This window comes from Streptomyces sp. NPDC046859, assembly GCF_040645135.1.
In the GTDB taxonomy this organism is placed as follows: Bacteria; Actinomycetota; Actinomycetes; order Streptomycetales; family Streptomycetaceae; genus Streptomyces.
Map to the genome: position 1 here is coordinate 79,408 of NZ_JBEYXR010000003.1, position 20,591 is coordinate 99,998.

Genomic DNA, 20,591 nt, shown 5'->3' on the forward strand with positions numbered 1-20,591 from the left:
ACGCGAAGGGCCCCGGGTGGGAACCCGGGGCCCTTCCGCGTACGACCGTCGGCGACTAGTCGTTGCTGTTGAGGATCGCGATGATGCGCAGGAACTCCATGTAGATCCAGACCAGCGTCAGCGTCAGGCCGAAGGCCGCCAGCCAGGACTCCTCGCGCGGCGCGCCGTAGGCGATGCCGTCCTCGACCTGCTTGAAGTCCAGGGCGAGGAAGCAGGCGCCGAGCAGGATGCCGATGACGCCGAAGAGGATGCCGAGCGGGCCGCTGCGGAAGCCGAGGCCGTCACCGCCGCCGAACACCGCGAACAGCAGGTTGATCGCCATCAGCACGATGAAGCCGAGCGCGGCCGCCATCACGAAGCCGACGAAGCGCCGGTTCACCCGGATCCAGCCGGCCTTGTAGGCCACCAGGACCGCGACGAAGACCGCCATGGTGCCGAGCACCGCCTGCATGGCCGCACCGCTGGCGATGCGGTTGTCCACGACGCTGGACACGACGCCGAGGAACACGCCCTCGAACGCGGCGTAGGCCAGGATCAGCGCGGGCGAGGCCTTGCGCTTGAAGGACTGGACGAGCCCCAGCACCATGCCGATGAGGCCGGCGCCGATGGCGATGCCGTAGGACCGGCTGATGTTCGCGTCGTCGACGGGCAGCGTGGCCCAGGCGAGGGCCGCCGTGACGATCAGAACACCGAGCGTGGTGCCGGTGCGCATGAGGACGTCGTCCATCGTCATGCGGCCGGTGGTGGCGGGGGCCTGCGGCGGCGCCCCGTGCTGAAGGTCCTGCTGCGCGTAAGGGTTCTGCGCGTACGGGTTGCCGGCCTGCGGCTGGGCGTAGGGGTTGCCCTGCGTGCCGACAGCGGCGCCCCCGGCCTGCGGCGCGGCGTTGAAGCCCGCGTAGCCGTTGTCGCGGCTGAACCCCCGTCGCGAGAAGACCGGGTTGCTGCTCCTCATTTCACTCCTCCATGGCCACCGTGCGCGGCCTTGGCTCAAGAGTAATGGATTGGCAAAGGATCGACCCTAATACCTGGGGAGGATCTTTCCCTCTTCGTGCTGGCCAACACGCTACGCGTCCGGGTGATTCCCGGCCATGACCGGGCGCCTTCATGACCAGACTGGAACGTGCCCGGAACCTGACGGAGATCACCCGGGCGACGGACACCCGTCCGGGGGTTCACGGCGGGACGCGCCTCACCCGGCGCGGTGTGCCGCCGGGACCGGAGACGGGGACGAGGAAGATCGGAAAGTGCCCAGAGCCGGACTTGAACCGGCACGCCCGCGAAGGGGCAGCGAGGTTTAAGCTCGCCGTGTCTGCATTCCACCATCTGGGCAGGCCATGGGCTCCGCATCGAAGTCCTGAGCCTATCGGGAGCCGTCTCCCGAACAGGGCCCGGGCGGGCCGATGTTGTCTTGTTTTATTGGCGTCTGAGGGAGCATCAGCCCGCGGACCGGGCCATCCGCACTTGCCAATAGCGTTGCGTGCGGGCACCGGCGCCGTATGCGGAATGACGGAATTTCACCGTCCGAACAAGGACGCCCCACCTGTTCTCGCGCGGCCCGCTCCCTGCGGGCGCCCGTCATCCTCAGGTATGACGCGGCCGCCTCCGGTCCGTCCGCAGGCTGCCCCCGGAACCGGAACAGCGATGGACTACACGCCCCGATACGGCCGGGAGGATGGACGTGTCCTTCGTACACACCGTCACCCCCCAGGAGCGTCCCTCTCGTGACCACCGCATCCATCGCCGGCCGCGCCACCGCCGTGGCCGCACGCGCCACGGATCTGTCGAAGATCTACGGACAGGGCGAGACCCAGGTGGTCGCCCTCGACCGGGTCTCCGTCGAGTTCCGGCGGGCCGAGTTCACCGCGATCATGGGCCCGTCCGGTTCCGGCAAGTCGACGCTGATGCACTGCGTGGCGGGCCTGGACACCTTCTCCTCCGGATCGGTGCGCATCGGCGACACCGAGCTGGGCTCCCTGAAGGACAAGCAGCTCACCCAGCTGCGCCGGGACAAGATCGGCTTCATCTTCCAGGCCTTCAACCTGCTGCCGACGCTCACGGCGCTGGAGAACATCACGCTCCCCATGGACATCGCGGGCCGCAAGCCGGACAAGGAGTGGCTGGACCGGGTGATCGGCATGGTCGGCCTCTCCGACCGGCTCCGGCACCGCCCCGCCCAGCTCTCCGGCGGCCAGCAGCAGCGCGTCGCCGTGGCCCGCGCCCTCGCCTCCCGGCCCGAGATCATCTTCGGTGACGAGCCGACCGGCAACCTCGACTCGCGCTCGGGCGCCGAGGTGCTCGGCTTCCTGCGCAACTCCGTGCGCGAGATGGGCCAGACGGTGGTCATGGTGACCCACGACCCGGTCGCCGCCTCCTACGCCGACCGTGTGGTCTTCCTCGCCGACGGCCGGATCGTCGACGAGATGCACAGGCCCACCGCGGACAACGTCCTGGACTTCATGAAGCAGTTCGACGCGAAGGGCCGCACCTCCTGATGTTCCGCACCGCCCTGCGCAACGTACTGGCGCACAAGGCCCGCCTGCTGATGACCGTGCTCGCCGTCATGCTCGGCGTCGCGTTCGTCTCCGGCACGCTGGTCTTCGCCGACACGCTCTCCAACGCCTTCCGCAACCAGTCGGCGAAGAGCTACGACGACGTCGCCGTCGCCGTCACCTCGCACGCCGACCCGGACAACCCCGAGGAGGAGCCCGGTCTCTCCCAGAAGACGCTCGACCGGCTGACCGCCGTCGACGGCGTCGCCGCCGCCCACGGCCGCGTCGAGGGCTTCGCCGGGGTCGCCGACCCCGACGGGAAGCTGATCGGCGTCGGCTGGTCCAACAAGGGCTCCAACTTCGCCCCCGGCAAGGACGGCGAGGACGCCGCCTACACCTTCACCGAGGGTTCGGGACCGGTGAAGGACGACCAGGTCGCCCTGGACGAGGAGTCCGCGACCAAGGGTGAGTACCAGGTCGGCGACCGGGTGCGCGTCGCGACCAACGGCCCGGTGAAGGAGTTCACCCTCAGCGGGGTCTTCACCACCGAGGACGGCGCCGTGAACGCCGGCGGCAGCCTCGTCCTCTTCGACACGGCCGTCGCCCAGAAGCAGTACCTCCAGCCCGGCTACTTCGAGAGCGTCACCCTCACCGCCGCCCCCGGCGCGTCCGACGCGAAGATCCTGGACGCCGTGAAGCCGCTGCTGCCGGACAACGCCGAGGCCCGTACCGGCCAGGCGCTCGCCGACGAGCAGGCCGATCAGATCGAGCAGGGCATGGGAAACCTCAAGCAGGTCCTGCTGGGCTTCGCCGGCATCGCGCTGTTCGTCGGGATCTTCCTGATCTCGAACACCTTCACGATGCTGGTCGCCCAGCGCACGAAGGAGATCGCCCTGATGCGCGCCGTCGGCGCCTCCCGGCGGCAGATCAGCCGCTCGGTGCTCGCCGAGGCCGCGCTCGTGGGTCTGGTCGCCTCCCTGATCGGTTTCGCCCTCGGCGTCGGGCTGGCGGTCGGGCTGCGCTCCGGCATGGCCGCGTTCGAGATGAAGATCCCCGACGGTCCGCTGATCCTGTCCGCCACTCCGGTGATCGCCGCGGTCGCCGTCGGTGTGCTGATCACGATGCTCGCCGCCTGGCTGCCCGGCCGCCGAGCCGCGAAGATCCCGCCGGTGGCCGCCATGAACAGCGTCCACGCCGTGGCCACCACCAAGTCGCTCGTGCTGCGCAACTCCATCGGCGCGGCCATCACCGCACTCGGGGCCACCGGCATCGTGCTGGGCGCCTCGACCGGCGGCGACGACGGCCGCATGTACATCGGGGCGGGCGCGTTCCTCGCGCTGATCGGCGTGATCATCCTGATCCCGCTGCTCTCCCGGCCCGTGATCGCGCTCGTCCGCCCGCTGCTCGCCGGCCCGTTCGGGGTGGCCGGCAAGCTGGCCGGCCAGAACGCGGTCCGCAACCCGCGCCGCACCGGGGCCACCGCCTCGGCGCTGGCGATCGGGCTGACGCTGGTGACCGGTCTGTCGGTGCTCGGCATCACGGTCGGCACGGCCATCGACAAGATGACCACGGACAACATCAAGGCCGACTACATGGTCTCGATGGCCAACGGCGGGGACCTCGACCGGTCCGCGCTGGCGGCGCTGGAGAAGGCCGAGGGCGTCTCGGCGGTCTCGCCCCAGCAGAGCGTGTACTTCCAGGCCGACGGCGACGACTTCGTCTCCGCCTCGGCGGTGACGCCGGGCGACATCGGGCGGGTCCTGAAGGTCGACGTGGTCAGCGGTGACATCGGCACCCTCGCCGACGGGCAGATCGCCGTCGCCGAGAAGACGGCCAGGAGCAAGGGCTGGAAGCCCGGCGAGAGCGTCCCCGTCACCTTCGGCGACGACAAGAAGGACACCCTGACCGTCGGTGCCGTCTTCAAGGACAGCGAGTTCCTCTCGCCCGTCCTCGTGGACACCGAGGTCGTGGAACCGCACGAGACCCGCCCGTCCATCCAGCAGATCTTCGTGAAGATCGACGGCGGGCAGACCTCGGCGAACGAGAAGGTCCTCATCGACGCGCTGGGCGACAACCCGGCGATCACGGTCATGGACCGGCAGGACATCCGCGACGAGTTCGGCGGCGCCATCAACACCCTGCTGAACATCATGTACGGCCTGCTGGCGATGGCGCTGATCATCGCGGTGCTGGGCGTCGTCAACACCCTGGCGATGTCGGTGTTCGAGCGGCAGCAGGAGATCGGCATGCTCCGCGCGATCGGTCTCGACCGGCGCCGGGTGAAGCGGATGGTGCGTCTGGAGGCCGTCGTCATCTCGGTGTTCGGCGCGGTGGTCGGCGTCGGTCTCGGCGCGTTCCTCGGCTGGGCGATCGGCGAGACCTTCGCGGACCAGGTGCCGGGGTACGCCCTGGTCCTGCCCTGGGACCGGATCGGGATCTTCCTGGTGCTGGCCGGCCTGGTCGGCGTCCTGGCCGCGATGTGGCCGGCCCGCAACGCGGCACGGCTGAACATGCTCAACGCGATCAAGGCCGAGTAGCCGTACGTGACCGGCCGGCACGGAAGAGGGCCGGGCCCCCGCCACGGGGCCCGGCCCTTCGTCGTCGGTGTCCGGCTCAGCCGCCCCACACGCGGGCGCGCAGCGGCATACCGGAGGCACCGGAGTCGGGCGTGCGCACGGCCAGCACCTGGTTGACCCCGATGCGGTTGCGCTCGAACGCCAGCGCGGACGCGGCCATGTAGAGCCGCCAGACACGGGCCCGCCCCGGACTGGTGAGCCGGACCGCCCGGTCCCAGTGGTCCTCCAGGTTGGCGACCCACCGGCGCAGCGTCAGGGCGTAGTGCTCGCGCAGCGCCTCGACGTCCCGCACCTCGAACCCGGCGCGTTCCAACTGCGCGACGGTCACGCCGACCGGCTGGAGCTCGCCGTCCGGGAAGACGTAGGCGTCGATGAACTCGTCGACCTCGTAGGAGGATTCGTCGCGATGCGGGCGGCGCCCGATCTGGTGGTTGAGCAGCCGTCCGCCGGGCTTGAGCAGCGCGTGCAGCACGTCGGCGTACTCCAGGTACCGCTCGGCGCCGACGTGCTCGGCCATGCCGATGGAGGAGACGGCGTCGTACGGGCCGTCGGCGACGTCCCGGTAGTCCTGGACGCGGATCTCCACCTTGTCCGTCAGGCCCTCGTCGGCGACGCGCTTGCGGGCGTACGCCGCCTGCTCCTGGGAGAGGGTGATGCCGACGACGTCCACCCCGTACTCGCGGGCGGCGTGCACGGCCATCGAGCCCCAGCCGCAACCGACGTCGAGCAGCCGCATGCCGGCTTTCAGGCCGAGCTTGCGGCAGACCAGGTCGAGCTTGTCGCGCTGGGCGTCCTCGAGGGTGCCCTCGGGGGGCGGGGCCTGCCAGTAGGCGCAGGAGTACACCATGGACGGGCCGAGGACGAGTTCGTAGAAGTCGTTGCCCACGTCGTAGTGGTGGCTGATGGCCCGTTTGTCGGTGCGTCTGGTGTGCAGGTGCCGGGGCCGGCGCACCTCCTCCGGCGGGAGCGCGGGCGGCAGCGGGAGCCCGCCGAGCCGCACCAGCCCCCGGACGGCGGCGCGCGCCTCGGGGTCGCGCAGGATCTCCAGCGGGCCCCGCGCGTCGTCGTCGCGCTCCCACACCAGTCCGGCGAGCAGCTCGAGCGTGGTGTAGAGGTCGCCCTCGATGTCCAGGTCCCCGGCCACCCAGGCGCGTGCCAGGCCGAGTTCGCCGGGCCTGTAGAGCAGGCGGCGCACGGCACGGCGGTTGTGGACGACGAGCGCCGGGGCCCCCGGCGGCCCCGCAAGGGAGCCGTCCCAGGCGCGGATGCGCACCGGGAGGGGCGTTCCCAGCAGTTTTTCGAGAAGGACCTGCAGCCGCAGCGCGGCGTCAGCCATGGCGCACACCTCCGAATCCCGGAATGTCCAACACCACGTAAACACCTGAGGGGGGCGTGCGCAGTCCCCCACGCTCGTCACGGCTGGGCAAACAACCGTTACGGAGTCCGCAAACACCGAAGGACCTCCCGCACCACGGATGGCGGGAGGTCCTTCGGCCGGCCCGGAGGCCGGTGGGGAACCGGGAGGGTCAGGAGGCCTTGGCCTTCTCGCCCTTGTCGGCTGCGCTCGCGGCGGGCACCGGAGCGGGCTTGGCGGCCTCGTAGAACTCCTCGCGCGGAGTCTCCAGGGCGCCGAGCGACACGACCTCGCGCTTGAGGAACATGCCGAGGGTCCAGTCGGCGAAGACGCGGATCTTGCGGTTGAACGTCGGCATCGCCAGACCGTGGTAGCCACGGTGCATGTACCAGGCGAGACGTCCCTTGAGCTTGATCTTCATCTTGCCCATGACGATCATCGCCACGCCCTTGTGCAGGCCGAGGCCCGCGACCGCGCCCTTGTTGGCGTGGCTGTACTCCTTCTGCGGGAAGCCCCGCATACCGGAGATCACGTTGTCGCCGAGGACCTTGGCCTGGCGCAGCGCGTGCTGGGCGTTCGGCGGGCACCAGGCGTTGGGGTTGCCGGCCTTGCGGCCGACGAGGTCAGGGACCTGGGCGTTGTCGCCGGCGGCCCAGATGTAGTCGGTGCCGGTGACCTGGAGGGTCGGCTCGCAGTCGACGTGGCCGCGCGGGCCGAGGGGCAGGCCGAAGCGGGAGAGCGCCGGGTTGGGCTTGACGCCGGCCGTCCAGACGATCGTGTTGGAGTCGACCTCGAGCCCGTTCTTCAGCACGACGTGGCCGTCGACGCAGGAGTCCATGGAGGTGGAGAGGTAGACCTCGACCCCGCGGGCCTCCAGGTGCTCCTTGCCGTACTGGCCGAGCTTGGGGCCGACCTCGGGGAGGATCTTGTCGGCGGCGTCGACGAGGATGAACCGCATGTCCTCGCGCTTGACGCTGGAGTAGTACTTGGCCGCGTCGCGGGCCATGTCCTCGACCTCGCCGATCGTCTCGGCACCGGCGAAGCCGCCGCCGACGAAGACGAAGGTGAGCGCCTTGCGGCGGATCTCCTCGTCGGTGGTGGAGTCGGCCTTGTCCAGCTGCTCCAGCACGTGGTTGCGCAGGCCGATGGCCTCCTCGATGCCCTTCATGCCGATGCCCTGCTCGGCGAGGCCGGGGATCGGGAAGGTGCGGGAGACCGCGCCCATCGCGATGACCAGGTAGTCGAAGGGCAGCTCGTACGCCTCGCCGACCAGCGGGGCGATCGTGGCGACCTTGCGGTCCTGATCGATGGTGGTGACCCGGCCGGTGAGGACCTCCGCCTTCGGCAACACGCGTCGCAGCGGGACGACGACGTGGCGCGGGGAGATGCTGCCGGCGGCGGTTTCGGGGAGGAAGGGCTGGTAGGTCATGTACGACCGGGGGTCGACGACCGTGACGGTCGCCTCGCCGTAGCGCATCTTCTTGAGAATGCGCCGAGCTGCGTACAGGCCTACGTACCCACCGCCTACTACGAGGATCCTGGGACGCTCCGTGGTGCTCATGGCATCGAGTATCCACCCGCCTCAGGGGGGTCGCTCGTGCGCCCCTTCACAAGCTCTTGCAGGGGCTGTGCTACACTCCCCGGCCCGCGTGACGCAGGTCATGGTCCCGATCGGGAACCCGGTTCCGGCACGACCCGTTGTCCATGCCGCGTGAGCTGCCTCTCTGCCTCGGGAAGCCTCGCGTGAGGGGGTCGGAACAGCGTGCGGGACGGCCCGTCGAAGACCTGCTTACACCGATCATCTGAACATGTTCAAGGGCCTGTTCACCCCTCGGAACGGCCATCCGGCCCCTCCTCACCCCCGGACTTGGCGGAATTCCTTGTGAAGAACTTCACGAACTTTCTCCGCGCCCGTGCCCGGACCGGCCCGCGAGCCCCCCTCGGACCCGCTCACCCGTGCCGCCGTCCGCTCAGCGGAGGCTGTTGACCAGCGCCGTTCACCGACGGGGGATCGAGTCCCGGTGCTCCGGGGGGCGGCCGGAAGAGGTGGGCGCGGAGCGCCCAGGAGCGGACCGCGGCCGGGCGCCTCGACTCGGGCGCGTCACACCCGAGCGCGCGAGCGGATCACACCAGCGACCACGCGATGCCGTCCAGGATGTCGTGCTCGCTGACCACGACCTCCTCGGCGTCGACGCGTTCCATGATCGCCAGCAGCACCAGGGCGCCCGCCGCGATGACGTCCACCCGGCCCGGGTGCATGGACGGCACGGCCGCCCGTTCCGCGTGCGTGGAGCGCAGCAGCCACTCGGTGATCTCCCGGACCCGGTCCCGGCTGACCCGGGAGTGGTGGATGCGGGCCGAGTCGTACTCCGGCAGGTCCTGCGCGATCGCCGCCACCGTGGTCACCGAACCGGCCAGCCCGACCAGCGTCCGCGCCTCGCGCAGCGGCACCGTCTCCTCGACGAGGTCCAGGGCCGCCTCGATGTCGGCCCGTATGGCCGCGATCTGCGCGGCGGAGGGCGGGTCGGAGACGACGCCGTCCCGGACCAGATGACGCTCCGTCATCCGGACGCAGCCCACGTCCACGGAGCGCGCGGCGCGCACGTGCTCCTCGCCGACGACGAACTCGGTCGAGCCGCCGCCGATGTCCACGACCAGGTACGGCCGCTTCAGGTCGGCCCGTCCGGTCAGTTCGCGCGTCGCGCCGGTGAAGGAGAACTCGGCCTCCTGGTCGCCGCTGACGACCTCGGGCTCGACCCCCAGGATGTCCACGACCCCGCGGACGAACTCGTCGCGGTTCTCGGCGTCCCGGGACGCGGAAGTGGCGACGAAGCGCACCCGCTCGGCGCCGTGCTCCGCGATGACCGCCGCGTACTCGCGGCAGGCGGCGAAGGTGCGCTCCAGCGCCTCGGGCGCCAGTCGGCCCGTGCGGTCGACGCCCTGGCCGAGCCGCACGATCGTCATCCGCCGGTCCAGCTCGGCGAGTTCACCGGTGTCCGGGTGCACGTCGGCCACGAGGAGCCGGATGGAGTTGGTGCCGCAGTCGACGGCCGCGACCCGGGTCACCGGTCCTCCTCCTTCGCGGGAAGCGTCACGCAGGCGCCCTTGCGCCACCACTCCGGCAGCATCGCCAGGGCCTCGTCGCCCAGCGGGTTGACGCCGGGTCCGGCGGCCAGCGAGTGCGCCACCAGCACGTGCAGGCACTTCACGCGGTCGGGCATGCCGCCCGCGCTGGGGAAGCCCGTCAGCTCCTCGATCTCGTCCCGCCGCCGGATGTAGTCCTCGTGCGCCGCGCGGTACGCGGCGGCCAGCTCGGGGTCGCTCTCCAGACGCGCCGTCATCTCCTTCATCACGCCGTTGGCCTCCAGCGTGCCGATCGCCGACGACGCCTTCGGGCACGTCAGGTAGTACAGCGTCGGGAAGGGGGTGCCGTCGGGCAGCCGCGGGGCCGTCTCGACCACGTCCGGCTGACCGCAGGGGCACCGGTGCGCGATCGCGCGCAGCCCGCGCGGGGGGCGGCCGAGCTGCTGCTTGAATGCCTCGACGTCCGCGTCGGTGGGCTCGGTGCGCGGGGTGGGCGGCGGGGGCGTTTCCATGCCTGTCTTTCTATCGGTTCTGTTCACTGCGGGCGGCGTCGGCCTTGTCGACGCCCTCCCAGAGGTTCGTGTACCAGGGGCGGTGGGCCGCGCCCAGGTCGGTCCGCGACTGCTTGGCCGCGTCCGGGTCGACGACGATGTAGCCGGTCTCCCCGGGCATCACGTAGTGCAGGCGCAGCCGGATCTGCTGCTCGGCGTAGGCGTCGTCCTGCCAGCGGGCCTTGAGGTCGCGCAGCTCCTCGACGCGCCGGGCGGTCGCGGCCTTCTCGCGCTGGAGGTCGGCGATCTCGGCGCGCTGGGAGACGTACTGCCTTATCGGGTACGCCATGGCCACGACGAGGGTGCACACGACCAGGGCGAGCAGCGCGGCGCGTCCGGTGAGCCGGGAGCGCCGGGCCTGCCGCTTGGTCTGGGAGCGGTAGACACGGGCCGCCGTCTGCTCCCCGAGCAACCGGATCCTGGTCGCGGTGGAGAACCGGTCCCGGTCCCTCACGGCCATGTCCCGCCTCCCGTCTCAACGCGCGTACGTCCCCGCACACGGTACGGGACCGAGTACGGGGACGTACGTACGACGCTTCCTACGGGTGCGTGCCTCAGCCCTTGAAGCGCGGGAACGCGCTGCGGCCTGCGTACACCGCGGCGTCGTCGAGGATCTCCTCGATGCGCAGCAGCTGGTTGTACTTGGCGACGCGCTCGGAGCGGGCCGGGGCGCCGGTCTTGATCTGGCCGCAGTTGGTGGCGACGGCCAGGTCGGCGATGGTGACGTCCTCGGTCTCGCCGGAGCGGTGGGACATCATGCACTTGAAGCCGTTGCGCTGGGCCAGCTCGACGGCGTCCAGGGTCTCGGTGAGCGAGCCGATCTGGTTCACCTTCACGAGCAGCGCGTTGGCGGCGCCCTCCTCGATGCCGCGGGCGAGGCGCTCGGGGTTGGTGACGAACAGGTCGTCGCCGACGAGCTGGACCTTGTCACCGAGCTTGTCGGTGATGGTCTTCCAGCCCTCCCAGTCGTCCTCGAACAGCGGGTCCTCGATGGAGACGAGCGGGTACGCGTCGACGAGTTCCGCGTAGTACTCGGTCATCTCGGCCGCCGAGCGCTCCTTGCCCTCGAAGGTGTAGACGCCGTCCTTGTAGAACTCGGAGGCGGCCACGTCGAGGGCGAGGGCGATCTGCTCGCCGGGGGCGTAGCCGGCCTCGTTGATCGCCTCGAGGATGAGGTCGAGGGCCTCGCGGTTGGAGCCCAGGTTCGGGGCGAAGCCGCCCTCGTCGCCGAGGCCGGTGGCCAGGCCCTTGCTCTTCAGGACCTTCTTCAGCGTGTGGTAGACCTCGGCGCCCCAGCGCAGCGCCTCGGAGAAGGACTCCGCGCCGATCGGGGCGATCATGAACTCCTGGATGTCCACGTTGGAGTCGGCGTGCGAGCCGCCGTTCAGGATGTTCATCATCGGCACCGGCAGCAGGTGCGCGTTCGGGCCGCCCAGGTAGCGGAACAGCGGCAGGTCGCTGGCCTCGGAGGCGGCGTGGGCCACGGCGAGCGAGACGCCGAGGATGGCGTTGGCGCCGAGGGAGCTCTTGTTGTCGGTGGCGTCCAGGTCGAACATGGCCTGGTCGATCAGGCGCTGCTCGGTGGCGTCGTAGCCGACGAGCTCCGGGCCGATCTGCTCGATGACGGCGAGGACGGCCTTCTCGACACCCTTGCCGAGGTAGCGGTTGGGGTCACCGTCGCGCAGCTCGACGGCCTCGAAGGCGCCGGTGGAGGCGCCGGACGGGACGGCGGCACGACCCGTGCTGCCGTCGTCGAGGCCGACCTCGACCTCGACCGTGGGATTGCCTCGGGAGTCCAGGATTTCCCGGGCTACGACGACGTCGATGGACGGCACGAGCATCTCCTTCGTGATGTGAAGCCTGTACGCAGCCCGCGATGGGTGCTGCGAGACGAGCCTAACCGGCTCGGGGGCTTCGGCCAGCGGTCGACCGCTCTATGGACGGAACCGAGAGCGAATTGTTTCCGAACGGAACAAAGACCGGGCCCCTGCACGCACAGAACCCCGCCCCGGTGCGTACGGGGGAACGCGCACCGGGGCGGGGAGCCTGTGGGGGGTCCTACTTGAGGTGGAGCTGCTGACCCGGGTAGATCAGGTCGGCGTCCTGGACGATGTCCTTGTTCAGCTTGAAGAGCTTCTCCCAGCCGCCCTTGACGTCCTGGTCGGCGGCGATCGTGCTGAGGGTGTCGCCCTTGACGACCTTGTACTCGCCGTCGCCCTTCTTGACCTTCTTGCCGGTCGGGGTGGTGACGGTCTTGGTGCTCTTCTCGGCGGCCGGACGCTCGGCGGAGCGGGAGGCCGGCTTCTCCTCGGTGGAGCGGGTGCTCTGCTCGCCGCCGGTGGCGGAGGAGCCGTTGTAGGCCGCGCCCGACAGGCCGGTGCCGCAGTTCGGCCAGGCGCCCTTGCCCTGGCTGGCGAGGACCTTCTCGGCTATCGCGATCTGCTGGGCCTTGGTGGCCTGGTCGGCGGTGGAGGCGTACTGGGTGCCGCCATAGGCCGCCCAGGTCGAGGCGGAGAACTGCAGACCGCCGTAGTAGCCGTTGCCGGTGTTGATCGACCAGTTGCCGCCGGACTCGCACTGGGCGACGGCGTCCCACTCGGAGGCGGTGGCGGCCGAGGCGCTGCCGGCGGCCATCAGCGGGCCGGCGACGGCGGCGGCGCCGGTGACGCCGACGACGGCGATGGCGCGGGCCGCCTTGGACGGACGACGGTGCTTGCTCTTGCTGGAGAACAGCATGGAGAGATCCCCTCACCGACGCCTACGAGGTGAGCTGTCGGGTTCGGGCCGGTTGAGTTGCCCGGTCGCGCACCACTGGTGCGTGCTGCGCGACTTCACCCCAAGCCGGTTCCGGCCGTCCGGCCCCGAAGGGCCTCGACTTCCGGACCCGGCGCTTACCTTGGGTCCCCCGCTCCTGCCTACGGCGCTTGACGCGACGACTGTTCCCGTACGGCCGCCGGCAGGATTCGGCGTGACGGCTGACGGGGCTCGCTGTGGTGGCGAGCGATCACGACCGTAGACACGCCGCTCGGGGATTTTCAAAGACGATCACGGCTTCTGAGATCTATCTCTCAGTCCATTCAAAACGGACATTACCCACGAAAGCCGGGCGTGAACTGCCGCTTCATTTGGCCCTGTTCGGCCGCTATTCGGTGGGGACGTCCAGCGTCTGACCGGCGGAGATGCTGTTCGCGTCGGCACCGATGGCCGCCTTGTTCGCCTCGTACAGCGCGCGCCATCCGCCGTGGACGTCAAGGGAGTCGGCGATGGAGGCGAGCGTGTCGCCCGCACGGACCCGGTAGGAGGCGTGGCGGCCGGAGGAGCCGGCGGCGGCGTCCGCGGCCGCGGACTCCTTGGCGCTGGCGCCGCGGTGACGGCCGGAACCGGTCGGCACGTCCTCGATCGAGGCGGTGTCGACGAGACTCCAGGACCCCGCGCTCTGCCCGGAGTTGTCCCGGTTGCCGCTCTCGAACGTCTCCACGGGGGAGCTGTCCGGCGACTCCGAGACCGTCGCTCCGCCGGACGCGCCGGCCCTCTCGGACTTACCGGACTTATCGGCCTTGGAGGCCGAAGAGGGCGAAGAAGTGGAGCTGCCGGGTGATTCGGATGAGTCGTCCGCCGAAGCGCTCGGCGTGCCCGACGCGTCGCCGGAGGGGGCCGAATCGCCGGAGGAGTCAGAGGATTCGGATGAATCGAGCAAGCCGGACGACCCGGACACCTCGCTCGGGGAGTCCCCCGCGACCCCGGTGTCGAGGTCGATGGCTCCCGACTTCTTCGTGAGCCCGTTGAGCACGGCGCAGGTGCCCCAGGGACCCGTCCCGCGCTCAGCGAGGACGTCCTGCGCCACGGCGATCTGCTGGGAGCGGCTCGCCAGGTCCGGGCTGGCGGCGAAGTCGAGACCGCCGAACTTCTCCCAGTCCGCCTGGGTCAACTGGAGTCCGCCGTAGTGCCCGTTGCCCGTGTCCGCGCTCCAGGAGCCGCCGCTCTCGCAGTCGGCGACCTTGTCCCACACATTGCCGTCCGCCGCGCTCGCACCCGTGGCGCCGAGGAGCGGGATGGCGATGGCGGAGCCGGTCACACCGGCCGCGACGAGAAGAGCCGGAGCCTGGCGGGGGCGACGGTGACGACCGTTCCCGGAGAGCATGCGTGGACCTTTCGCGAGACAGCGCTGACCAAGGCGCGCAGAACCCGCGCGCCTTCGTTGATGGGTGAACGTATAGGCAGACGATCACTTGTCACAAGTTAATGCCGCGCAGATCACGTGAAGATCACAGAGGTGAGCGCGCGTCACGTTTGCGGAGCGGAACGGTCGCCTCCGACCGGGGTGAACTCCACCGGCAGGGTGCGCAGGCCCCGCATGATGAGCCCGCCACGCCACCTCAACTCGGCCGGGTCGGTGGCCAGTCGGAGGTCCGGGAGCCGGGTCAGGAGGGTGGCGAGGGCCGTCTGTCCCTCCAGCCGGGCCAGCGGCGCGCCGAGGCAGTAGTGGATGCCGTGGCCGTAGCCGAGGTGCTGGTTGTCACGCCGGCCGAGGTCGAGGACGTCGGGGTCGGCGAACCGCTCCGGGTCCCGGTCGGCGGCGGCCAGGACGACCAGGACGGGGTCCCCGGCCGCGATGTCCTGCCCGCCGATGGTCAGCGGCTCGGTGGCGAACCGCCAGGTGGCGAGCTCCACCGGCCCGTCGTAGCGCAGCAGTTCCTCGACGCCGGTCTCCAGCAGGGCGGTGTCGTGGGCGGCCAGGGACGCCTGGAGCCGGGCGCGCTGGGCGGGGTGGGTGAGCAGCGCGTAGGTGCCGTTCCCGATGAGGTTGACGGTGGTCTCGAAGCCGGCGAACAGCAGGATGAAGGCCATGGCGGCGGCCTCGTTCTCGGTGAGGTGCTCGCCGTGGTCGGAGGCGCGGATGAGACCGGAGATGAGGTCCTCGTCCGGGGTGGGCGCGTCGGGGAGGGCTTCGCGCTTGCGGTGGATCAGATCGGCCAGATATCCGCGCATCTTCTTCACGGACCGGGCGACCCCGCCGCGGGGCCCGCCCTGGTGCCGGATCATCATGCCCGCCCAGTCCCGGAAGTCGTCCTGGTCCTCGCGGGGGACGCCGAGCAGGTCGCAGATGGCGTAGATGGGCAGCGGGAAGGCGAACTCGTGGATGAGGTCGGCCTCCCCCTTCCCGGCGAACCCGTCGATGAGGTGGTCGGTCAGCTCCCGCACCCGGGGCGCGAACGCGGCGACGCGACGCGGGGTGAACGCCTTGCTGACCAGCCGCCGCAGCCGGGTGTGGTCCGGCGGGTCGATGTTCAGCAGATGCGTCATCAGCTCGGCCTTGCGCTCACCGGGGATGCCGGTCCGGCCCTTGGCGTGGGCCGGTTCGGCGTGGTGGGCCGGGTTCTTGGAGAGCCGGTTGTCGGCGAGCGTCTGCTTGGCGTCGGCGTACCGGGTGACCAGCCAGGCCTCCACTCCGCTGGGCAGCCGGGCGCGGTGCACGGGCGCGTGCTCGCGCAGCCACGCGTACGCCGGGTACGGATCGGTGGCGAACTCCCAGGTGAACAGCTCGGGAGCGGAGGCGGGGCAGCGGGGCTGGTCGGTCACGCCTCGACCGTATAGGCCGTACCGGCCTAGGCCGACACGCCCTCCGCGGCCCGGACCGCGTCCCGGTAGGCCCGGGCGGCGACCCGCAGGGCGGCCTCCGGGTCGACGCCCGCCTCCGCCGCCCGCACGGCCGTGGCGAGCAGGTCGTACCCGACGCCCTCCCCCGCCGGCAGCGGCACGTCCAGGCCGGCCGTGCGGACCCGGGACGCCAGCTTCGCCGCGAGGGCCAGGCCCGGCTGGCCGAGCGGGATGCCGTCGGTCACCGACTCCCGCCGCTTCTCCTCGGCCTTCGTCCGCAGCCAGTGCTCGCGGACCTCCTCGGGGGTCGTCGCGGTCGCGTCGCCGAAGACATGGGGGTGGCGGTGGATGAGCTTGGCCACGATGCCGCCGGCGACGTCGTCGACGGAGAAGGGGGCGTCGGGGTGCTCCTCGGCGATACGGGCGTGGAAGACGACCTGGAGCAGGACGTCGCCCAGTTCCTCGCGCAGCTCGTCGCGGTCGCCGTCCTCGATCGCCTCGACCAGTTCGTACGCCTCCTCGATGCCGTACTTGGCCAGGCCCTCGTGGGTCTGCCGGGAGGACCAGGGGCATTCGGCGCGGATGCGGTCCATGACCTGGACGAGGTCGAGGAGGCGGGCGCCGGGCAGGTCGTACGAGGCGGGCAGCAGTTCCAGCTCGGGCATCCGCACCCGGCCGGTGCCGGCCAGCCGGGCCAGGCCGTCGGTGAGCGCGGGCTCGCCCTCGCCGGTGGCGACGACCACGGCGGTCCGGCCGCCGGAGCACGCCTCGACCAGTTGCTCGGCGGTCGGGGCGGCCTCGTCGACGGTGATCCCGGCCTCGCGCAGATACGGCAGCTGCGGGTGCGCGCCGTCCGCGCACAGCACCCGGTCGGCCGTGCGCAGTGCCTGCCAGGCCGGCCAGGACAGCAGGCCGGGCGCGACACGGTGGCTGGTGGTGAGCAGGACGATACGGCCGGGGGCGGCTTCGGGACTGGTTGCGTTCACGCTCCGAACGTAACCCACGCCCCGGGTGCGGCCCTTCGGCCGTCCCCGGACCGGCCGGCTACGCCGGCTGCCGCGGTGCGGTCACCTCGCGCAGCCAGGGGGTCTTGGCGTCGGTGCGGGCGCTCTGGCGGGCGTCCCACGTGCCGTAGCGGGGGTTGAGGTCGATGTCGAGCTTCTTGGAGGCCACCGCCAGCGCGTCCCAGAAGGCGGGCTTGCCGGTGTCGGTGCCGAGCGCGGTGGCGAGCTTCTGGGCCTCCAGCTGGAGCCGGAGGTTGTCGTCGAGGCGCTGCGGCGGGACGCCGTACTGCTGGAGCCAGGACGTCTCGAGCGCCTTCGCGCCGCCGACCTGCTTCTGCAGGCCGTCCCGCATCTCCTGGACCTCCTTGCGGGTGACGCTCACGCCGTGGTCGCGGGCGGCCCGGTGCAGCACCCGGTCGAGGACCATGGTGTGCAGCACGTCGCGCGGGAGGGTGCCGGACTTGGCGACGACCTGGGCGTAGGCGGCCTCGTCGGGGACGGCCGCGCGCTGGGCGTCGCGCACCTCGCTCACCCGGTTCTCCAGTTGGGCGACGGTGATCCGCTGGTCTCCGACGACGGCGGCCGCGCCCGGATGCGCGTCGCTTCCGCACGCGGTGAGCAGAGGTGCCGCGGCGAGCGCGGCGGAGAGCAGGAGCGCGGTACGACGGCGGCGGTGCAAGGAGACCTCCCGAGGGGCGCTTGTGCGACGGTGCACAAAGTCTTGCGGTGATCGATGGTAGGCAGTGGGCAAGCTCTGGCCAACCCATTCGACCAACGATTCGCGCGGGCTTCGGGCACCCGTCACACGGCGCGCCACCGTCTCCGCGCGGTCAGCCGCGCACCTGGCCCAGCCACTGCAGGGTGCGGCGGACCTCCGCGGCGAGGGGGTGGGCGGGGCCGTGCAGGCGCTCGACGTCCATCAGGAGCCGGGCGAGGGTCTCGTGGGCGGCGGGCCGGTCGCCGAGGGCGAGCAGCAGGTGCCCGATGCGGCGGCGCACGTCGTGGGCGAGCACGGGGTCGCCGGAGACGTACTGGTTCTCGTAGTACGGCAGCAGCGCGCGGTACTCGGCGAGGGCGGCCGCCGGTTCGCCGAGCTGTTCCAGGCACTGGGCGACGTCGTAGCGGAAGCGCAGGGACTGCGGGTCGGCCTGGCCGGCCTCGGAGGCCCGTTCGTCGGCGAGGCGGCGCAGTTCGGGCAGGGCGCGCCGGTACTGGCCGTCGTCCATGAGCGTGGCCGCGTACTGCTTGCGCAGGGTACGCACGACCGGTGAGTGGGTGCCGTGCTGTTCGGCCGCGACGGGCAGGATGGCGCCGAGGATGTCGACGGCCTGGGTGATCCGGCCCTCGCCGAGGAGCCGCTTGACCTCGTCGACGGCGCGCGCGACGTCGGCCTTCTCGTCGGCAGGCGGTGCCGGGGCGGCGGGTGCCGGCTGGGGCGCGGGGGTGCGGGCGCGGTCCGGCCAGGGCGCGTGGGGGCGCAGGAAGGGGCGGGTGGGGTCGAGGGGTTCCCCGGTGGGCGTGCCGCGCCCGGGCAGCAGTGGCGCCAGGGCCTCGTAGACCTCCTGGGCGGAGGCCGGGCGGTGCTGGGGGTCCTTGGCCAGCAGGCGCAGGACCAGCGCCTCCAGTGCCTCGGGGACCTCCGGGCGGGCCCGGCGCACCGGCTGCGGCGTCTCGTACAGGTGCCGGTGCAGCACGCCGAGCGCGGTCGAGCCGGAGAACGGCACGTCGCCGCTGAGCAGTTCGTGCATCAGGACGCCGAGCGCGTACAGGTCGGTGTACGGGCCGACGGCGCCGCCCATCGCCTGCTCGGGGGCCATGTAGGCGGGCGAGCCGATCGGGGAGCCGGTGTGGGTGAGGCGGGTGGTGTCGGTGTCCATGACGGAGGCGACGCCCAGGTCGAGGACGGTGACGGTGCCGTCCTGCTTCACCATCACGTTGCGCGGCTTGAGGTCGCGGTGGACGATCGGCACCGCGTGCACGGCGCTGAGCACGGCGCACAGTTGCGCGGCGACCGCGACCGCCCAGGGCCACGGGTACGGTTCCCGTTCGGCGAGATGGGCGGAGAGGTCGACGCCGTCGACGTACTGCATGACGAGGAACAGCTCCTCGCCCTCGCTGCCGGCGTCGTGCACGGTGACCAGGCCGGGGTGGTCGACCTGCGCGGTCACCCGGCACTCCCGCACGAAGCGGCGGCGCAGTTCGTCCGCCTCCTGCCCGGCCACCTTGTCGGGGCGCAGCAGCTTCACCGCCACCCGCCGGTCGAGCCGCTGGTCGTAGGCCGTCCAGACCTGGCCCATGCCGCCCTGCCCGATGAGGGTGGACAGCTCGTAGCGGCCGGAGACGACGCCTCCCGCCGTCGCGGTCACAGCCCGCCCTCACGGCTGCCGTCGGGCCGGCCGTCCTGGCGGCGCAGATAGTCGCTGAGCTCGTCGAGTTCGGCGCGCACCTGGTCGATGCGGGCGGGCGCGGGGCGCTGCGGGGGCGGCGGCACGGGCGTGGAGTCGCCGGGGGCCGGCGGCATCGAGGTGGGGGCCGGGGTCGACGGCACGGTCGTCGCGGTGTACGGCGACGGAGGCGGCGGGTAGCCGTACGCCGGGCCGGGGTGCTGCCGCGGGGCGTATCCGGCGGTGAGGTGCGCCTGGTGGAAGTGGCGGATGTCGGCGGCGAGGTAGTACGCGATCGCGGCGACGATGCCGCCCAGCAGCAGGACGAGGCCCAGCCAGCCGCCGGTGGTGTGGATCTCGTCGCCGGGCTCGGAGCCGATCAGGTAGAGCCCGAAGTAGGGCACCAGGATCGACGCCCCGAACAGCCACCAGTCGGCCGCCCGGCGGGTCACTATGGCCAGGCGCAGCATCATCGCCCAGGTCAGCAGGCCGAAGCTCACGAGGGAGACCACGACGAACAGCACGCGCAGGAAGACCAGCGTCCCGGTGGACGGCGGCCGCTTCACCGGCTGTCGGTAGCCGTGGCCTTGCATGAGTGCTCCTGATGCCTGACGAGGTGGACGGACCCGGCCGGTCCTGCACGCTCGGGGCAACCTCGGTCGCGCGACGGCCGCTTCGAGCGTATAGGTCGACACCGACGTCCGGTCACCGGTTGTACCGGATCGTTGCCGTGCCGATCACCTGGTACGACGCCGCAGGCGGCGGAGGCCGGGCTTCCGGGCGCCGCCGTCAGAGCGGGTGGCGCATCCACACGTTGGGTTCGACGTACACCGCCAGGTCCCTCTCGGGCTCGCAGCGCACCGGCACCAGCGCCCCGGGCACCTCGACGTCCCCCGCGGTGTCGAAGGGCAGCCCGGTCCAGCCGCGCCACATCTCCAGCGAGCCGACGACGGTCATGGAGGCGGGGGCGACGGAGTCGACGGTGGCTCCGGCACGGACGTGGACCCGCATCCACGGGTCGTACGGCAGCCCGTCGGGGCGTACGCGGTGGGCGTACTCCTCGATGGGGGTGGCCGGTTCGAGGTGCTTCGCGCTGGGCCGGACTGGCGCGACGACCTCGGTGAAGCCGTGCGCGCGGGCGTTGCCGCGCATCGCGCCGAGCATCCGGGCGGACAGGCCGCCGCCCTGGGCGTGCGGGGCGACGACGACGGAGATGGCGCTGACCGTGTCGGGCCGGGTGCCGGACCGCAGGTCGGCGAAGGCCCAGGCCAGCACCTGGTCCCAGCCGCGGGCGGGCAGGGTGCCGCGGCCCTCGGCGTTCAGCGCGAACGGCACGCTGAAGGCGTGGGCGACGACCTCGCCCCGCTCGTCCTCGGCGAACAGCACGTACTCGGGGAGTTCGGCGGGGATACGGCCGTAGTGGCTGTTCCCCACGAGGTCGTGCAGGACGACCTCCGGCCAGCTGTCCGCCATGCCCAGCACCGCGCCGGCCCGCTCGGGCCGCTCGGCCAGACTCCACACCTTCGTCTCCATGCCGGTCACGGTAGGGCG

The 20,591-nt window shown here is 71.5% G+C and carries 17 protein-coding genes, 1 tRNA gene and 1 riboswitch; of the genes, 2 read left to right on the plus strand and 16 right to left on the minus strand.

The annotated features are described in order from the left end of the window. Positions 1-55 precede the first annotated feature (55 nt). Positions 56-952, minus strand: a complete 897-nt coding sequence (locus ABZ899_RS04830) for a Bax inhibitor-1/YccA family protein (protein WP_361340746.1) — start codon at positions 950-952, stop codon at positions 56-58. Positions 953-1,245: 293 nt separating this feature from the next. Then, positions 1,246-1,329: transfer RNA gene (locus tag ABZ899_RS04835), tRNA-Leu, on the minus strand. A gap of 392 nt (positions 1,330-1,721) precedes the next feature. On the opposite strand from ABZ899_RS04835, the gene ABZ899_RS04840 reads away from it, so the two are divergent. Both ABZ899_RS04840 and ABZ899_RS04845 read left to right on the plus strand, forming a co-directional pair. Further along, positions 1,722-2,492: an ABC transporter ATP-binding protein gene (locus tag ABZ899_RS04840; protein ID WP_361340748.1), complete on the plus strand. Its 771-nt coding sequence runs from the start codon at positions 1,722-1,724 to the stop codon at positions 2,490-2,492. Next, positions 2,492-5,026 (plus strand): FtsX-like permease family protein, encoded by a 2,535-nt coding sequence (locus ABZ899_RS04845; RefSeq protein WP_361340751.1) that lies wholly within the window; start codon positions 2,492-2,494, stop codon positions 5,024-5,026. The genes ABZ899_RS04840 and ABZ899_RS04845 overlap by 1 nt, the downstream gene beginning before the upstream one ends. 76 nt (positions 5,027-5,102) lie before the next feature. Here the strand turns inward: ABZ899_RS04845 and ABZ899_RS04850 are convergent, their stop codons facing one another. The 14 genes from ABZ899_RS04850 to ABZ899_RS04915 all read right to left on the minus strand — a co-directional run bounded on the left by ABZ899_RS04850 (position 5,103) and on the right by ABZ899_RS04915 (position 20,573). Further along, positions 5,103-6,401, minus strand: a complete 1,299-nt coding sequence (locus ABZ899_RS04850; protein ID WP_361340753.1) for a cyclopropane-fatty-acyl-phospholipid synthase family protein — start codon at positions 6,399-6,401, stop codon at positions 5,103-5,105. A 190-nt stretch (positions 6,402-6,591) separates the two neighbouring features. Further along, positions 6,592-7,980, minus strand: coding sequence for an NAD(P)/FAD-dependent oxidoreductase (locus ABZ899_RS04855; protein ID WP_361340756.1), 1,389 nt, complete (start codon positions 7,978-7,980; stop codon positions 6,592-6,594). 563 nt (positions 7,981-8,543) lie between these two features. Beyond that, entirely contained in the window at positions 8,544-9,485 is a 942-nt protein-coding gene (locus ABZ899_RS04860; RefSeq protein ID WP_361340759.1) for a Ppx/GppA phosphatase family protein, read from the minus strand. After that, complete coding sequence (locus tag ABZ899_RS04865; protein WP_361340762.1) at positions 9,482-10,015, minus strand: DUF501 domain-containing protein; 534 nt, start codon at positions 10,013-10,015, stop codon at positions 9,482-9,484. The genes ABZ899_RS04860 and ABZ899_RS04865 overlap by 4 nt, the downstream gene beginning before the upstream one ends. 10 nt (positions 10,016-10,025) lie before the next feature. Further along, positions 10,026-10,514: a septum formation initiator family protein gene (locus ABZ899_RS04870; RefSeq protein WP_361340764.1), complete on the minus strand. Its 489-nt coding sequence runs from the start codon at positions 10,512-10,514 to the stop codon at positions 10,026-10,028. A gap of 94 nt (positions 10,515-10,608) precedes the next feature. After that, on the minus strand, positions 10,609-11,889 hold the full coding sequence (gene eno, locus ABZ899_RS04875) for a phosphopyruvate hydratase (RefSeq protein WP_361340767.1): 1,281 nt from the start codon (positions 11,887-11,889) through the stop codon (positions 10,609-10,611). A 223-nt stretch (positions 11,890-12,112) separates the two neighbouring features. Beyond that, positions 12,113-12,790: a transglycosylase family protein gene (locus ABZ899_RS04880; protein ID WP_361340770.1), complete on the minus strand. Its 678-nt coding sequence runs from the start codon at positions 12,788-12,790 to the stop codon at positions 12,113-12,115. 4 nt (positions 12,791-12,794) lie between these two features. Then, positions 12,795-12,987, minus strand: a riboswitch (cyclic di-AMP (ydaO/yuaA leader). Positions 12,988-13,196: 209 nt separating this feature from the next. After that, the gene (locus ABZ899_RS04885) at positions 13,197-14,195 is read right to left on the minus strand and encodes a transglycosylase family protein (protein WP_361340773.1); all 999 of its coding nucleotides are present in this window, start codon (positions 14,193-14,195) and stop codon (positions 13,197-13,199) included. 143 nt (positions 14,196-14,338) lie between these two features. Next, positions 14,339-15,634: a cytochrome P450 gene (locus ABZ899_RS04890; protein WP_361340776.1), complete on the minus strand. Its 1,296-nt coding sequence runs from the start codon at positions 15,632-15,634 to the stop codon at positions 14,339-14,341. Between the two features lie 26 nt (positions 15,635-15,660). Continuing rightward, on the minus strand, positions 15,661-16,638 hold the full coding sequence (locus ABZ899_RS04895; protein WP_361340778.1) for a nucleoside triphosphate pyrophosphohydrolase: 978 nt from the start codon (positions 16,636-16,638) through the stop codon (positions 15,661-15,663). Positions 16,639-16,696: 58 nt separating this feature from the next. Next, the gene (locus ABZ899_RS04900) at positions 16,697-17,335 is read right to left on the minus strand and encodes a SurA N-terminal domain-containing protein (RefSeq protein WP_361340781.1); all 639 of its coding nucleotides are present in this window, start codon (positions 17,333-17,335) and stop codon (positions 16,697-16,699) included. Between the two features lie 151 nt (positions 17,336-17,486). Next, positions 17,487-18,980: a serine/threonine-protein kinase gene (locus ABZ899_RS04905; RefSeq protein ID WP_361341543.1), complete on the minus strand. Its 1,494-nt coding sequence runs from the start codon at positions 18,978-18,980 to the stop codon at positions 17,487-17,489. A 38-nt stretch (positions 18,981-19,018) separates the two neighbouring features. Then, positions 19,019-19,633 (minus strand): hypothetical protein, encoded by a 615-nt coding sequence (locus tag ABZ899_RS04910; protein WP_361340784.1) that lies wholly within the window; start codon positions 19,631-19,633, stop codon positions 19,019-19,021. Between the two features lie 196 nt (positions 19,634-19,829). Then, positions 19,830-20,573 carry an N-acetyltransferase gene (locus ABZ899_RS04915; protein ID WP_361340786.1) on the minus strand — a complete coding sequence of 248 codons (744 nt, stop codon included), beginning with the start codon at positions 20,571-20,573 and terminating at the stop codon, positions 19,830-19,832. Between the last annotated feature and the right edge of the window lie 18 nt (positions 20,574-20,591).

Bases quoted from the DNA above. Each gene is read 5' to 3' on its own strand.
- ABZ899_RS04885 (WP_361340773.1), bottom strand. From the start codon at position 14,195: ATGCTCTCCGGGAACGGTCGTCACCGTCGCCCCCGCCAGGCTCCGGCT.
- ABZ899_RS04880 (WP_361340770.1), bottom strand. From the start codon at position 12,790: ATGCTGTTCTCCAGCAAGAGCAAGCACCGTCGTCCGTCCAAGGCGGCC.
- ABZ899_RS04910 (WP_361340784.1), bottom strand. From the start codon at position 19,633: ATGCAAGGCCACGGCTACCGACAGCCGGTGAAGCGGCCGCCGTCCACC.
- ABZ899_RS04865 (WP_361340762.1), bottom strand. From the start codon at position 10,015: ATGGAAACGCCCCCGCCGCCCACCCCGCGCACCGAGCCCACCGACGCG.
- ABZ899_RS04845 (WP_361340751.1), top strand. From the start codon at position 2,492: ATGTTCCGCACCGCCCTGCGCAACGTACTGGCGCACAAGGCCCGCCTG.
- ABZ899_RS04850 (WP_361340753.1), bottom strand. From the start codon at position 6,401: ATGGCTGACGCCGCGCTGCGGCTGCAGGTCCTTCTCGAAAAACTGCTG.
- ABZ899_RS04870 (WP_361340764.1), bottom strand. From the start codon at position 10,514: ATGGCCGTGAGGGACCGGGACCGGTTCTCCACCGCGACCAGGATCCGG.
- ABZ899_RS04915 (WP_361340786.1), bottom strand. From the start codon at position 20,573: ATGGAGACGAAGGTGTGGAGTCTGGCCGAGCGGCCCGAGCGGGCCGGC.
- ABZ899_RS04855 (WP_361340756.1), bottom strand. From the start codon at position 7,980: ATGAGCACCACGGAGCGTCCCAGGATCCTCGTAGTAGGCGGTGGGTAC.
- ABZ899_RS04830 (WP_361340746.1), bottom strand. From the start codon at position 952: ATGAGGAGCAGCAACCCGGTCTTCTCGCGACGGGGGTTCAGCCGCGAC.